General features: G+C 45.6%; 15 protein-coding genes. 13 read left to right on the top strand and 2 right to left on the bottom strand.

The window, feature by feature from the left end; genetic code table 11:
* Positions 1 to 37 precede the first annotated feature (37 nt).
* The gene (locus AB4371_RS04965) at positions 38 to 298 is read left to right on the top strand and encodes a succinate dehydrogenase assembly factor 2 (protein ID WP_004735374.1); all 261 of its coding nucleotides are present in this window, start codon (positions 38 to 40) and stop codon (positions 296 to 298) included.
* The gene (locus AB4371_RS04960) at positions 246 to 665 is read left to right on the top strand and encodes a protein YgfX (protein ID WP_372083303.1); all 420 of its coding nucleotides are present in this window, start codon (positions 246 to 248) and stop codon (positions 663 to 665) included. The genes AB4371_RS04965 and AB4371_RS04960 overlap by 53 nt, the downstream gene beginning before the upstream one ends.
* A 135-nt stretch (positions 666 to 800) precedes the next feature.
* On the opposite strand, the gene nadB is transcribed toward AB4371_RS04960, so the two are convergent.
* Positions 801 to 2,417 carry an L-aspartate oxidase gene (gene nadB / locus AB4371_RS04955; RefSeq protein ID WP_017059049.1) on the bottom strand — a complete coding sequence of 539 codons (1,617 nt, stop codon included), beginning with the start codon at positions 2,415 to 2,417 and terminating at the stop codon, positions 801 to 803.
* A 389-nt stretch (positions 2,418 to 2,806) separates the two neighbouring features.
* Between nadB and rpoE the strand changes: the two genes are divergently transcribed.
* The 11 genes from rpoE to acpS all read left to right on the top strand — a co-directional run bounded on the left by rpoE (position 2,807) and on the right by acpS (position 12,217).
* Positions 2,807 to 3,385: an RNA polymerase sigma factor RpoE gene (gene rpoE, locus AB4371_RS04950; protein ID WP_008223963.1), complete on the top strand. Its 579-nt coding sequence runs from the start codon at positions 2,807 to 2,809 to the stop codon at positions 3,383 to 3,385.
* Between the two features lie 26 nt (positions 3,386 to 3,411).
* Positions 3,412 to 4,035: an RseA family anti-sigma factor gene (locus tag AB4371_RS04945; RefSeq protein WP_372149172.1), complete on the top strand. Its 624-nt coding sequence runs from the start codon at positions 3,412 to 3,414 to the stop codon at positions 4,033 to 4,035.
* On the top strand, positions 4,032 to 4,994 hold the full coding sequence (rseB, locus tag AB4371_RS04940; RefSeq protein ID WP_017059047.1) for a sigma-E factor regulatory protein RseB: 963 nt from the start codon (positions 4,032 to 4,034) through the stop codon (positions 4,992 to 4,994). The genes AB4371_RS04945 and rseB overlap by 4 nt, the downstream gene beginning before the upstream one ends.
* The gene (locus AB4371_RS04935; protein WP_017059046.1) at positions 4,991 to 5,461 is read left to right on the top strand and encodes a SoxR reducing system RseC family protein; all 471 of its coding nucleotides are present in this window, start codon (positions 4,991 to 4,993) and stop codon (positions 5,459 to 5,461) included. The genes rseB and AB4371_RS04935 overlap by 4 nt, the downstream gene beginning before the upstream one ends.
* 137 nt (positions 5,462 to 5,598) lie before the next feature.
* The gene (gene lepA, locus AB4371_RS04930) at positions 5,599 to 7,392 is read left to right on the top strand and encodes a translation elongation factor 4 (protein WP_017059045.1); all 1,794 of its coding nucleotides are present in this window, start codon (positions 5,599 to 5,601) and stop codon (positions 7,390 to 7,392) included.
* A 245-nt stretch (positions 7,393 to 7,637) separates the two neighbouring features.
* A complete protein-coding gene (lepB, locus tag AB4371_RS04925; RefSeq protein ID WP_017066013.1) occupies positions 7,638 to 8,534 on the top strand; it encodes a signal peptidase I in 897 nt (298 codons plus the stop codon).
* A 26-nt stretch (positions 8,535 to 8,560) separates the two neighbouring features.
* The gene (rnc, locus tag AB4371_RS04920; protein ID WP_017066012.1) at positions 8,561 to 9,238 is read left to right on the top strand and encodes a ribonuclease III; all 678 of its coding nucleotides are present in this window, start codon (positions 8,561 to 8,563) and stop codon (positions 9,236 to 9,238) included.
* Entirely contained in the window at positions 9,231 to 10,202 is a 972-nt protein-coding gene (gene era, locus AB4371_RS04915; RefSeq protein WP_372149170.1) for a GTPase Era, read from the top strand. Before rnc ends, era begins: the two co-directional genes overlap by 8 nt.
* A gap of 102 nt (positions 10,203 to 10,304) precedes the next feature.
* A complete protein-coding gene (gene recO / locus AB4371_RS04910; protein ID WP_019826299.1) occupies positions 10,305 to 11,033 on the top strand; it encodes a DNA repair protein RecO in 729 nt (242 codons plus the stop codon).
* Positions 11,030 to 11,767, top strand: a complete 738-nt coding sequence (gene pdxJ, locus AB4371_RS04905; protein ID WP_372149167.1) for a pyridoxine 5'-phosphate synthase — start codon at positions 11,030 to 11,032, stop codon at positions 11,765 to 11,767. The genes recO and pdxJ overlap by 4 nt, the downstream gene beginning before the upstream one ends.
* 69 nt (positions 11,768 to 11,836) lie before the next feature.
* Positions 11,837 to 12,217 carry a holo-ACP synthase gene (acpS, locus tag AB4371_RS04900; protein ID WP_017059039.1) on the top strand — a complete coding sequence of 127 codons (381 nt, stop codon included), beginning with the start codon at positions 11,837 to 11,839 and terminating at the stop codon, positions 12,215 to 12,217.
* A 125-nt stretch (positions 12,218 to 12,342) separates the two neighbouring features.
* Here the strand turns inward: acpS and barA are convergent, their stop codons facing one another.
* A complete protein-coding gene (gene barA / locus AB4371_RS04895; protein ID WP_017059038.1) occupies positions 12,343 to 15,156 on the bottom strand; it encodes a two-component sensor histidine kinase BarA in 2,814 nt (937 codons plus the stop codon).
* Positions 15,157 to 15,219 lie beyond the last annotated feature (63 nt).

The raw sequence follows: 15,219 nt of genomic DNA, 5'->3' as shown, positions 1-15,219 counted from the left end.
CACTCCGAGAAAGAAAAATTATAGGTGAGGATAGCCAATGTACACTGCAGAGCAGAAAGCACGAATTAAATGGGGTTGCCGTCGCGGCATGTTAGAACTTGATGTAGTCATCATGCCATTTTTCGAAGAGTGTTTTGATTCATTGCAAGAGCAGGAACAGCGCGAGTTTGTTTCTCTATTAGAGTGTGATGATCCAGATTTGTTTACTTGGGTAATGGGCCACGGACGCAGTGAAAACCTAGGCCATGCATCAATGGTTGATAAAATTGTCGCACACAACCTCAGCAAGGTTCGTTAAGCTTCAGCTTAACCCTTCGTATTCCGCATTATTTGCAAAAGGCACTATTTTGGGGTGCCTTTTGTTTTTCATCGTCCTGTCTTCTATTCCACTTGCCGCCAGCCTTTATTGCTTAGCTTTAATGATCCGCTTGTTCAGAAACAATCATGTGATTCTAAATAGTGTCTATGGGCGTTTTGATTACAGAGAGGATGGTGATATTCGACTCAATGACCGAACTTACCGACTCAAGTCCGTTGATAAGATCTGGGCGCAGTTCTTCGTTAAATTGCAGTTTGAATGTGGGCACTCGGTACTGCTTTGGCGGGACAGCTGTTGCGAGCGAGAATATCGCCATTTTCTGGCGAACTTACAACGAGCGCGCTAGAGAAGCCAAACTATTCGATGAAAGAAAGTATTAGATAAAAGAAAGCGTTAGACAAAAGAAAAGGGAGCACTCGGCTCCCTTTCGTTTAATCATTTTCCGCTGACGGCTAATTCGCTAAGCACGTTTAACCAATTATTATGATTGGCGTTTCTCTGGCGTCAGAATCGTTGGGCCACTGTCTTCTGCAAGTTCAGGGTAATCCAACGTGTAGTGTAGGCCGCGGCTCTCTTTGCGCTGCATTGCACAACGAACCATTAGCTCTGCCACTTGTAGCAAATTACGCAGTTCTAATAAGTTATTCGAAACCTTGAAGTAGCTGTAGTACTCATGAGTTTCTTGTTGCAGCATCTGAATACGGCGTAATGCACGCTCTAGTCGTTTATCCGTTCGAACAATGCCCATGTAATCCCACATGAACAGGCGCAGTTCGTGCCAGTTGTGTTGAATGATAACTTCTTCATCACTGTTGGTGACTTGGCTTTCATCCCATGCTGGCAGTTCTGCACACAGTTGAGATTGGTCGATGTTCTCAACGATATCTTTTGCTGCTGCCCATGCGTAAACCACACACTCAAGCAGTGAGTTAGAAGCCATACGGTTTGCACCGTGTAAGCCGGTGTAGCTCACTTCGCCAATCGCATACAAGTTCGTTAGGTCGGTTTGACCCTGCTTATTAACCATGACACCACCACACGTGTAGTGAGCGGCTGGTACGATAGGGATCGGCTCTTTGGTCATATCGATGCCCAAGTCCATCAAGCGAGTATGGATCATCGGGAAGTGCGCTGTGATGAATTCTTCAGGCTTGTGGCTGATATCAACATACATACAGTCGGCACCCAAGCGCTTCATTTCGAAGTCAATTGCACGAGCAACCACATCACGTGGCGCCAGTTCACCGCGCTCATCGAAGTCCTTCATAAAGCGAGAACCATCTGGACGACGCAAGTAAGCACCTTCACCACGCAGTGCTTCCGTTAGTAGGAAGTTACGCGCTTCTGGGTGGAATAAACAAGTTGGGTGGAACTGGTTGAACTCAAGGTTTGCCACACGACAACCCGCACGCCAAGCGATAGCAATACCATCACCTGAAGAAACATCTGGGTTAGAGGTGTATTGGTAAACCTTTGAAGCGCCGCCTGTTGCTAATACAACAAACTTAGCGCGCACGGTTTCAACATGTTCTTGGTTACGGTTCCAAATGTAGGCACCGATCACCTTGTCTTTTGAACCACCAATCTTATCTTCCGTGATCAAATCCAGCGCATTGTGGCGCTCGAAGATCTCGATATTTGGGTGGTTGTTGACGTTATCTTGTAGTGAGGTTTGCATCGCCATGCCAGTTGCATCGGCAGCGTGCAGAATTCTGCGGTGACTGTGGCCACCCTCACGAGTGAGGTGATATTTTGGTTGGCCTTCTGTGCTGTTCTCATCTTTATCAAATGGAACACCACCATCAATCAGCCATTGCACACACTCTTTCGCATTTTCAGCAATGAATTGAACTGTATCTTCTTCGCATAACCCAGCCCCAGCGATTTGAGTATCCTCTACATGAGACTCAATACTGTCCGACTCATCGAACACCGCGGCGATACCACCTTGTGCGTAATACGTCGATCCTTCGCTGCGTGGTCCTTTGCTTAATACAATTACTTTTGCATGTTCTGCTACGCGTAAGGCTAATGACAAGCCTGCCGCACCACTTCCTACCACTAATACATCACACTGATGTTCACGGTTTGCGTTCATAAAACTTATTAAATCCCGGGCTATAGTCGAGTTGTCCACTCTCAATTGACTTTGTCTTGTTTTAGGAGTTTGGCTAAGACTGTTATAATCTCTCCAGAGTCATCCTTAAACGCTATGCAAAATCAATATATAGACAGCTATCTAGAAATATTTAATTGCTCAATACCATTGCTTTTGCTCAAGTTTCCCCAAATTGATAGGGATAGCTATTTTTATTACATCACATTGTGAAACAATAATGGCAAATAATTTTAAGAAAGTTGGAACTTTCGGTATTTGGCTTAGTCACAATAGTGCTCTTGTAGACGGTGGTGTCAATACTACATTTCGCATAATTAGTACCCATATCTGTGAAGGTGAGGGTTATAACAATAGGAGTACCCGCTCGAATGAACGAGCAGCTAACCGATCAAGTGTTGATTGAGCGAGTTCAGAGTGGAGATAAGCAGGCATTTAACTTACTAGTGGTTAAGTATCAAAACAAAGTTTGTAATCTTATCTCTCGATACGTGAATAATTCCGGTGATGTACCTGATGTAGCACAAGAAGCTTTTATTAAAGCTTACCGCGCGATACCTAACTTTCGTGGCGAGAGTGCCTTCTATACATGGTTATACCGAATTGCCGTGAACACCGCTAAAAATCATATCGTTGCCCAAAGCCGTAGGCCGCCAGCAACCGATGTAGATGCAGAAGATGCAGAATATTACGAAACAGGCAGCGCGTTAAAAGAAATATCGAACCCTGAGAACTTAACGCTGTCTAAAGAATTGAAACAAGTTGTTTTTGGAGCGATTGAAGCGCTACCAGAAGACTTAAAAACTGCAATGACGTTGCGAGAGCTCGAAGGTTTGAGCTACGAAGAGATTGCAGAAGTAATGGATTGCCCTGTAGGAACCGTACGTTCGCGTATTTTCCGAGCTCGTGAAGCGGTGGAAAAGAAAATCAAACCTCTTTTGCAACGCTAGAACTTGTAATAATTATGGTGAAAATAATGGCTGATAAAGAAAAGCTTTCGGCACTCATGGATGGTGAAACGATCGATAAAGCTCTCATTGTAGATCTAGGATCTGATCAAGAAAGCATGGATACTTGGCAGAGTTACCATTTAATTGGTGATGTTATGCGTGGGGATTCGCCAGAAACTCCAGAGTGGAACATTGCTAATAGTGTAGCGGCAGCGCTTGAGAACGAGCCTGCACATGGTTCAATGTCGAACCTGCACCAAGTGAATGTTGAACCTACTGTTGCTCCAATTGAAGAGCAACCTAAACCTCAGCAAGCGAAGCGTCAGCTTCCGGCGTGGTTACAACAGTTTGGACAAGTTGCCGTGGCAGCGTGTGTTTCATTAGCCGTTGTATTAGGTGTTCAACAATATGGTGGTAGCGACCCTGCAGCACCAGAGCAGTTGCCTGTACTCCAGACGATTCCATTTGCCGGTTCTGCGGAACCAGTAAGTTTAACGCGTGACTCTGTTGAGAAACCAGCATCTGAAGCTAACTTGCAAGAGCAGCGCAAACGCGTTCATGCATTGTTAGAAGATTATGAGCTGCAGCTAAGATTAAACAGTGATGCATCGCCAATGCAAGATGCACATCTAGAATCGGACATTGAATGAAGAAAATCCTGGTCAGTGCACTGACACTGTTCAGCTTGATGTCTCCAACAGCCTTTGCAGAGGAAACCACTGCAAAGGCCTTGTTGCATCAAATGAACGAGGCCAGTCAGCATCTAAATTACGAACTCTCCTACATTTTGATAAAGAAGAGCAGTATTGAGCCTCTTGTTTATCGCCATGCGGTTAACGACGACCAACAACTTGCACACCTTGTTTATCTAAGCGGCCCTGTTCGTGAAGTCATTCGACGTGGCAACGAAGTTAGCTACATCGAGCCGGGTACAGAGCCATTTACGATTCAGTCAGGCAGCATGGTTGCGCCTGTTATTCCGATGATTAATCGAGATATCGAATCTCTGAATCAGTACTACGACTTTGTGAAAGTTGGTCGCTCTCGAGAAGCAGGTAGCACCACTCAAGTGCTGCGTGTCGTGCCGAAAGATGGCCTTCGCTACTCTTACGTGGTTTGGGTAGACGAAAAAACGAATCTTCCTTTGCGTGCCGACCTTTTGGATCGTGATGGCGAAGTGCTTGAACAGTACCGCACTATCTCTTACGTGGTGAACGATAAGATTGCTGAGGCTATGGGTGGCTTGAGCCAAGCTCAATTGCCGAAAGTTTTATCATTACCGGAAGGCTTAGTGAGTGAAACTAACTGGCAAGCGTCGTGGATTCCTGAAGGGTTTAAATCAAAAGAGCTTAGCCGCTATCAAATGGCTGCGACCGATAAAATGGTTGAAAGTCAGCTTTTCAGTGATGGACTGTTTAACTTTTCGGTTTATATCGCGGAAAAAGATGAGCATTCATTGAAAGGGCAGCTGGTGCGTCAAGGGCGTAGAACCTTGCACAGCTTAGTGATTGGCGATAAAGAGATCTCTGTGGTTGGTGACATTCCGCCGGCAACTGCAAAACGTATTGCTCAGTCAGTTACATTTAATAAATCGGTACAAGCGCAATGATGACCGCGCTGGCGACCGTTAGCTCGGTTGAACAAAAAGGTAAGCAATACTTTGTTCAATTGAGCTGCGAACAACAAACCAGTTGTAGCAGCTGTTCTTCTCAAAAAAACTGCGGTACGGGTATTGTGACCAAGGCTGTTGGCAATAAATCTTTGTTTTGGCAGCTTAAAACCAAAAGCTTAGTCAAAGCTGGACAAATCGTAGAAATTGGCTTTCCAGAAAAAAGCCTACTTCAGTCGGCGGCGATTGTTTATCTCATCCCACTTTTCATGTTGATGATTGGTGCTGGTTTTGGGCAACTCTTGTTACAACCCTTACTCCAGGGGGGCGAGGGCATTGTTATCTTAAGTGCAGCACTGTTTACTGCTGGTGGGATTGCCTTAGCGAAGCGGTTAGCCAAACCCATGGAAGACAAATCCAAGCAAGAAGTCGTCTTGATTCGAATCCTAGGTGAGTCTCTCGTCTAATTTATGATGCTTCTTGCCCTTAAATTGGGTAGAATCTGCCAACTTGATTGAAATGCCGCCACCAATGCTGACTGTAGATTGGACGCGTCGCGGCTTTCTTATTATCCCTATTCAAAGAGTTTAGTCACACCAAGCCTATGAAGCACATTCGTAATTTTTCGATTATCGCCCACATCGACCACGGTAAGTCGACCCTTTCTGACCGCTTAATCCAAGTTTGTGGAGGATTAAGTGAACGTGAGATGGCAGCTCAGGTCCTCGATTCTATGGATATAGAACGCGAGCGTGGTATTACAATTAAAGCGCAGAGTGTGACTTTAGATTACAAAGCTAAAGATGGTGAAACTTACCAACTTAACTTTATCGACACTCCTGGACACGTAGACTTCTCTTACGAAGTATCTCGTTCTCTAGCGGCTTGTGAAGGCGCACTACTTGTAGTGGATGCTGGCCAAGGTGTTGAAGCACAAACTCTAGCAAACTGTTACACAGCAATCGAAATGGAACTGGAAGTAGTGCCAATCTTGAACAAGATTGACCTACCAGCTGCTGAACCAGAACGTGTTGCTGAAGAAATCGAAGAGATCGTTGGCATCGATGCGATGGAAGCGACTCGCTGTTCTGCGAAAACAGGTTTGGGTGTTGATGATGTTCTAGAAAACATCGTGACGGCAATCCCGCCACCGGAAGGTGATCCTGAAGCGCCTCTACAAGCGTTGATCATTGACTCTTGGTTCGATAACTACCTTGGCGTAGTTTCTTTGGTTCGTATCAAAAACGGTAAGCTGAAGAAGAACGATAAGATCAAAGTAATGTCGACAGACCAAGTATGGGGTGTTGACCGTCTAGGTATCTTCACGCCTAAGCAAATCGATACTACAGAGCTAAATACTGGCGAAGTAGGTTGGGTTGTTTGTGGTATTAAAGACATCCTAGGTGCACCAGTTGGTGATACGTTGACGCTTGCAAAAGGCGGCAGCACTGAACGTCTACCTGGTTTCCAAAAAGTGAAGCCTCAGGTATACGCTGGTCTATTCCCTGTATCATCTGATGACTACGAAAACTTCCGTGACGCGTTAGGCAAATTAAGCCTGAACGATGCATCACTGTTCTTTGAACCAGAAAGTTCAGCAGCACTTGGTTTTGGTTTCCGTTGTGGCTTCTTAGGAATGCTTCACATGGAGATCATCCAAGAGCGTCTAGAGCGTGAATACGACCTAGACCTAATCACAACTGCTCCAACAGTAGTGTATGAAGTTGTAAAAACAGATAAAACGGTTCTTTACGTTGATAGCCCGGCTAAACTGCCAGCGGTTAATGACCTAGAAGAAATTCGTGAGCCAATTGCACGCTGTAATATTCTGGTACCTTCGGATTACCTAGGTAACGTAATCACACTGTGTGTTGAGAAGCGTGGCGTACAAGTAGACATGGTCTACCACGGTAACCAAGTTGCTGTGACGTACGATCTTCCTATGGCAGAAGTAGTTCTAGACTTCTTCGACCGTCTGAAGTCAACGTCTCGCGGCTATGCATCATTGGATTACAACTTCCAACGTTACGAGCCATCAAACATGGTACGTGTAGACGTACTGCTGAATGGCGAAACAGTTGATGCACTAGCTATCATTACGCACAAAGATATTGCTCAGTCTCGTGGTCGTCTACTGGTAGAGAAGATGAAAGAATTCATCCCTCGTCAGATGTTCGATATCGCGATTCAAGCAGCGATTGGTAACCACATCATTGCTCGTTCTACAGTGAAACAACTGCGTAAGAACGTAATCGCAAAATGTTACGGTGGTGATATCAGTCGTAAGAAGAAACTTCTTAAGAAACAAAAAGAAGGTAAGAAGCGTATGAAGCAGATCGGTAACGTTGAACTGCCTCAAGAAGCTTTCCTTGCAATCCTTCACGTTGGAAAAGACTAGGTATCAATCGCACTAACTATCTGCTGAATATTACTGGTTAAAATCGTTTATTTCTTTGTTGCAAAGATTGCAATTAGGCCCACTAGTCACTGCACTTTGCGCCTCGAACTAAACGATTTTTCCTGCGTAATCTTCCCAGCATTTAGTCAGCATGATTGATACAAATTAGAAATATTAAGCAGAGTGAAAGAGTTATGCTCTTTCACTTTCGTTATTTTTAAAGAAATGAAATTTAAGGGATATCAATGGCTAATACATTTTCGCTTATCTTAGTGATCGTAACTCTAGTGACCGGCATTGTATGGGCGTTGGAAAAGTTTGTGTGGGCGAAGAAGCGCCAGCAAAAGCTTGCTGACGTTGAAGCACAATCGAATGGCCTAGACGCTGAAACTAGCGCAAAAGTTACGGCTCAACCTTGGTGGGTTGAGAACAGTGTGTCCATTTTCCCGGTAATTGCATTTGTTTTGATCTTGCGTTCATTCATCTATGAACCGTTTCAAATCCCTTCTGGCTCGATGATGCCAACCCTTTTGGTTGGTGATTTCATCTTGGTAGAGAAGTACGCGTACGGTCTAAAAGACCCAGTATGGCGCACTCAATTGGTAGAAACAGGCAAGCCAGAACGCGGTGACTCAATCGTATTTAAGTACCCACCTCAGCCAAACATCGACTACATTAAGCGTGTTGTTGGTATGCCAGGTGACACGATTCGCTACAGCAGTCGTAAAGAGATCTGCATTCAGGCGAAGGGTACAAGTAGCTGTGAACCAGTGAAACTAAGTAATGTTGAAGAGAGCCAATTTATTCAAGATGGTGTGCCTCTGATTCAGCTGAACGAACAGCTTGGAGACGTAGAACACCAGATTTTAGTTAACCCATTGCGCCGCGATCGTGTGCAAGCATATCAGCCTCGCAATGGTGTTAACGAATGGGTCGTTCCAGAAGGCCAGTACTTTGTGATGGGTGATAACCGTGACAACAGTGCCGATAGCCGTTACTGGGGCTTTGTCCCTGAAGCAAACCTTGTTGGTAAGGCCGTTGCTATTTGGATCAGCTTCGAATTCGAACGCGGTTCAGACAGTGTACTTCCAACATGGATTCCTACTGGTGTGCGTTTTAATCGCATCGGTGGGATTCATTAATCGATCACATAACACATCGAGAGAGCATGAATTCTCCAATTGATAAACTAGAGAGAAAGATTGGCTATCAGTTTAATGATGCCGATCTTATCCACTTGGCGCTGACTCACCGCAGCGCCGCAGGTAAACATAACGAACGTCTTGAGTTTCTGGGCGATTCAATTTTAAGTTTTGTTATCGCTGATGATCTTTACCACCGTTTTCCTAAGGTAAACGAAGGTGATATGAGCCGCATGCGCGCAACATTAGTACGTGGTCATACATTGGCAGAACTAGGTCGTGAATTCGAACTAGGAGATTACTTAAAATTAGGTCCAGGTGAGTTGAAGAGTGGCGGTTTCCGTCGTGATTCTATTCTAGCGGATGCGGTTGAAGCGGTCATCGGCGCTGTCTATTTAGATAGTGATACCGAGACGGTTCGCGGCATTATTTTAAGCTGGTACCAATCTCGCCTAGATGCTATTCAGCCTGGAGTATCTCAAAAAGATCCGAAAACTCGCCTACAAGAGTTTTTGCAAGGTCGAAGAAATCCTCTACCTGTCTACACAGTGACTAATATTAAAGGTGAAGCACACAACCAAGAGTTTACGGTTGAGTGTGAAGTGGCAGGTGTGGATAAACCTGTTATCGGTAAAGGCACTAGCCGCCGCAAGGCAGAACAAGCGGCTGCTGAAACAGCATTAGAGCAACTAAGCAATGTCTGATAACAACCAAGATTTCGATATCGATGCATTCTTTTCATCTGATAGCAAAAAAACAGGCCTACCGGAAAACCAACACTGTGGCTTCATCGCTATTGTCGGTCGCCCAAATGTAGGTAAGTCGACGCTTCTGAACCATATTCTGGGTCAGAAGATTTCTATTACATCACGTAAACCACAGACGACACGTCACCGTATTATGGGCGTTGAAACTGAGGGTGATTACCAAGCGATCTTTGTTGATACTCCTGGACTTCATATTGAAGAAAAGCGTGCCATCAACCGCTTGATGAACCGTGCGGCGAACAGCTCATTGAGTGATGTAAACCTAGTATTCTTCCTTGTCGATGGTACTCACTGGACTGACGACGATGAGATGGTTCTGAACAAACTGAAGAAGACTGACTTCCCAGTTGTACTTTGCATCAACAAAGTAGATAACGTTCAAGACCGTACTAACGTGATGCAGCACATGATGGAAGTCTCTAAGAAGATGGACTTCATTGATGTAGTGCCAATCTCAGCGAAGCAAGGTAAAAATATGGATGTACTGCGTAAGCACGTACGTGAACATTTACCTAAAGCGACACACCACTTCCCTGAAGAATACGTGACTGATCGCTCGCAACGTTTTATGGCCTCTGAAATTATCCGTGAAAAGCTGATGCGCTTTACGGGTGACGAGCTACCTTACTCGGTAACGGTTGAAATCGAACGTTTCGATTACAACCCAGATAACGATGGCTTCCACATCAATGCACTGATTCTTGTTGAGCGTACAGGCCAGAAGAAAATGGTGATTGGTAAAGCGGGCGAGAAGATCAAAACGATTGGTCGTGAAGCGCGTATCGATATGGAAGAGCTATTCGGCCGTAAGGTTTACCTAGAGACTTGGGTCAAGGTTAAATCTGGCTGGGCTGATGATGAGCGTGCACTTCGCTCGTTAGGCTACATCGACGATCTATAATATATTGAACGTCACTTTCTGAGATTAAGAAAGTTGAACTGAAGATAAATCCAAGAGAGAGTGCGAACTCTCTCTTTTTGTATCTGTAATAAGGGTAAGTGATTGAGCGAAGGGTTACAGCGATGCTTTGTGTTGCACCGTCGACCATACAGTGAGTCGAGCCTGATCTTGGACGTCTTCAGCGAAGAGTTCGGTCGGGTGACGTTGATGTCTAAAGGCGCTCGCAGCAAGCGTTCCAATTTGAAAGGTGCATTACAACCTTTTACGCCGCTATTGCTTAAGTGGTCTGGTAATGGTTCGATGAAAACCTTACGCCAAGCTGAACCCATCAGCTTGGGGCTCCCTCTCGCCGGTATTAATCTGTATTCAGGCATGTACGTGAACGAGCTTATCGGTCGGGTATTGATGGCGGAAGTACCGATGCCTGCACTTTTTCACGACTATCTTCATGCTTTAACAGAGCTGGCGCATAATGATAATCCTGAGCCAGCACTGCGTCGCTTTGAGCTGGCTCTATTATCTGCTATGGGTTACGGCGTCGACTTTTTACACTGCGCGGGCACTGGCGAAGCGATTGATCCGAGCATGACTTATCGCTATCGAGAGCAGAAAGGTTTCATCGCTTCAGTACGTCGAGATAACCTGACTTTTATGGGCGATGAACTTATTGCAATCAGCGAACGTAGGTTTATCACTAAAGAGCAGTTAAAAGCGGCAAAACGCTTTACACGCATAGCCTTAAAGCCGTATCTTGGCGGCAAACCATTAAAAAGTAGAGAGCTATTTATGCCAACAATAGCCCTCTCCAGAGCACGGAGTATTGGAAAATGAGCTCAATCCTTTTAGGCGTTAATATCGACCATATTGCAACACTACGTAATGCACGTGGTACTAAATACCCAGATCCAGTACACGCAGCTGAAATCGCTGAACGTGCTGGTGCAGATGGCATTACTATTCACCTGCGTGAAGACCGTCGTCACATCGTTGATCGCGATGTGCGTATTCTGGCTGAAACACTTCAAACTCGCATGAACTTGGAGATGGCCGTAACGGACGAGATGGTTCAAATTGCACTCGATACTAATCCTGAGTTTGTTTGTCTGGTTCCTGAAAAACGTGAAGAGCTAACCACTGAAGGTGGCTTGGACGTGGTTGGTCAACTTGAAAAGATCAAAGCTGCGACGGAAAAACTGTCTGCTGCTGGCATTAAGGTGTCTCTGTTTATCGATGCTGACCGTGAGCAAATCGACGCAGCAAAAGAGTGTGGCGCACCGTTCATTGAACTGCACACTGGCCATTATGCGGATGCTAAAACAGAAGAAGACCAACAAGACGAGCTGAAAAAGATTGCTGCAGGCGCAAGCTACGCGGACGATCTTGGTATCACAGTTAATGCGGGTCATGGTCTGACTTACCACAACGTAGCACCGATTGCGGCACTTCCAGAGATCTACGAGCTGAACATCGGTCACTCGATCATGGGACGTGCAGTGTTTGATGGCTTAAACAAAGCCGTTGCAGACATGAAAGCAATCATGGAAACAGCACGTAACAACGCTTAGTTCGGCAAGTCGTCGGCACTAAGCGATGTACAGTTAATCATTAGACAGAAGTTAAGTAGTAGAGGAAACATGGCAGTTGTTGGATTAGGTACAGATATCGCAGAAATCGAACGTGTCGAGAAGGCGCTGTCGCGAAGTGGCGACGCTTTTGCTCAGCGTATTTTGACGGATTCTGAGTTTGAAGTATTCCAACAGTTGAAGCAAAAAGGCCGTTACCTTGCAAAACGTTTTGCTGCTAAAGAAGCTGCATCTAAGGCGTTAGGTACGGGGATTGCGCTGGGTGTTACCTTCCACGACTTTGAGATTTCAAACGATGAGCATGGTAAGCCAGTATTGAGCTTACACAAGAAAGCGCGTGAAATCGCAGAGGCGAATGGCACAACATCGATTCATCTGACTATCTCGGATGAGCGTCACTACGCTGTGGCAACGGTGTTACTCGAATCGTAAACAGATTATCGCGACTTTATATCTAGTGCTCTTGGCTCTAGACAGAAAAAAGCAGAGCTCATGAGCTCTGCTTTTTTATTGGCGGGTAAACCCTCTAAAGAATACTAGTGAGTAACAAGTACCCGCTAGGCCTTCGCCTGTTTCAAGTAGTGAATCGCGGTTGCTTGAACCTTATCTAATTCATCCTGAAGCTCGAAAAGCTCAGGTTCAATGTCTTCAACAGAAGTACCTGAACGCAGCTCTTTCTCTATTGTCGCACATACCGATTTTAGCCTTGGTACGCCGCTGTACGAGCTGCTGCCATGCATCTTGTGAATGATGTGTATCAGCTCTTCAACTGGATAGTCACTGTCTTCTATCGCTTTGTCTGCTGCCTCATACACCTCTGGAATAAAGTCGACGAGCATTTGCAGCATATCGCGTGCGAGGTCTTCTTTATTGGCGGCTTGTTTCATCGCAGCTTGCCAATCAATGATGATGTTTGTGTGCACGCTGGCTTCAGTTTCTGACACCGGACCGTTGTCGACTTCAGCAGAGACCGCTGGGTGGTCTGGATCTATTTTTTCGATGAGCTCAACCTCAGAGGTCGAGCTCCAATGAATCAGAACCTGCTGTAAAACATGCTCTTCAATAGGTTTGGTTAGGTAGTCATCCATGCCCGCTTCAAGCAGTCGATCTCGTTCGCCAATCATTGCATGTGCGGTCACGGCAATTACAGGTGTATTCGCATTGTTCGCCAGTTTTTTGATGTTCTGACAAGCGGTTACACCGTCCATCTGTGGCATTTGAATATCCATGAAGATGATATCAAATGGCGTCTCTGTCGCTTTGTCTATCGCCTGCTGACCACTGGTACAACTGATGACGGTTTCTACACGCTCTTTAAGCAGCGCGGTAATCAACTTAAGGTTGGCTGGGTTGTCGTCTACTGCCATCACAGTAAGCGGTAACTTCTCTTCAGAATGCGTTTCAATCGCTGGTGCAATCAAGGTAGGTGCCTGATTCGATACCAGAGTTTGCAGCAACTTCTTACGAGAAAGAGGCTTGGTGATGCACTGAACATCGACCTCTTTCATTAGTTGCTCACCCAACGCTAGCTCGGTACTTGGTGTACCAATAATCACGTTTTGAGCAATCTTCTTCGCACCGATCGCCCAACCACTCACAGTATCAAATTGATACTCTTGGTTGGCGGCTAGGTTAAGCAGAACGTAGTCATACGAGGTCGTCTCATCTGGCATCACCGAACGATACGTTACCACTAAGCCTTCTTGGGTTAGGATTTGCTGAGTAATCGATGCCGCTTGCATGTTTGGCTCGATAAGCAGCAGTTGTTTGTCTTGCAGACACTGCGTCTCAATCAGCTCTGTCATCGGCATATCAGTCGTTGATAGTCTCAAGGTGAACCAGAAGGTAGAGCCTTGGTGAAGACGACTGGTTAGGCTGATCTCTCCGCCCATTTGGCTGACCAGTTTTTGGGTGATAACCAGACCTAAGCCTGTACCGCCGTAACGACGAGAGATACTTGCATCGGCTTGGCTGAAAGCTTGGAAAAGCTGAGCTTGTTGACGCTCAGAAATACCAATACCCGTATCGCGAACCATGAATTGCAGCTCGATGTTGTCTTCACTTTGTGAGCGAAGCTCAACGCTGATATCAATGTTGCCGCGTTCGGTAAACTTGATTGAGTTACCAACAAGGTTGGTTAGGATCTGCTGAATACGCAGTGGATCGCCCACCACACCTGGCGGTACTTTAGGGTCGATCTTCAGTGTCAGTTCTAGGCCTTTCTCATGAGCGTTGGTTGCTTGAAGGTTTACTACCTCTTCAAGGCTGGCTTGGAATTCAAATGGGATGTTCTCTAGGGCTAATTTACCGGCTTCAAGTTTCGAGAAGTCCAAGATATCGTTGATGATGCTAAGCAGGTTGTTTGCCGAGCGTTCAATGGTTTGCAGGTAATCGGTTTGACTGTTCGATAGGTGAGTCTTGAGCATTTGACGAGTAAAGCCAATCACACCGTTCAGCGGCGTTCTCAATTCGTGAGACATATTCGCTAAGAACTCAGACTTAACACGAGCCGCTTCTTGAGCGCGTTTCTTCGCGATGTCTAACTCAACGTTTTGAATCTCTAGTTGTTCAAGAGTTTCACGCAAATCTGATGTGGCCTGGTCGATACTGTGCTGCATCTCGACGTGATACTCTGATAGCGATACCGCCATCGCATTGATACCGTTTTTCAGCGAGTCTAGCTCACCATGCATCTTACCTTCGATACGCACATCTAGGTGACCTCGACGAATTCGGTCGACCATGTTTTTCATGTGTGTGATCGGTTGAGTGACATCGTGCATTAAGCGGAACGCAAACACGCCCGATAAACCAAGCCCGAGAATCAACACTAAGAATGCAGAGAACACTTCTTGATATTGCTGCAATCGAAGTGATGAAAGATCTAATTCAATCGCAATGTAGCCGATCGCTTGATTAGCTTGAGACTGACCGTTGGCTGAATTGATGTACTGGCCTTCGGCGATGATAGGTGTCCGCAGAATCAGCGTATTATCGAGAAGGTTCGATGAGCTTAAATGCGGGATCGGTTTATCTTTGGGGTAGGTCAGGCTTTCAAAATCGGGGTGGAAGTTTGAGGTTACAAACAACTCATGACGCTCATCAAACACCGCGATACTGCGCACTAGCTTAGAATTCTTTCGATGCGCATAGCTAATAAGCTGACGAACAGACTCTCGACTTTCGAGCTTCATGCCTGATTCACTCGTAATCGCAAGTGGCTCAATGATGCTAGTACCAGTGTTAACCACTTGACCTTCAAGGTCTTGATAGCGGTTAAATGAGAAAAATGCACTCAATAGCAACCCAATAATCAGGGTTGGAGCTAGAGTTAAGGTAATTACACGGGCTCTTAAGCCATATCTGGTCATGTTCTTTAATTACATCGAGGTCTGGATATGGGAAAATAACGCACACAATGGCGGTTAAGTGAA

The organism is Vibrio sp. 10N.261.51.A3, from assembly GCF_041471965.1.
GTDB classification, from domain to species: Bacteria; Pseudomonadota; Gammaproteobacteria; order Enterobacterales; family Vibrionaceae; genus Vibrio; species Vibrio crassostreae_C.
The sequence above is the reverse complement of the archived record's forward strand: the minus strand, read 5'-3'. Positions and strand labels throughout refer to the sequence as shown.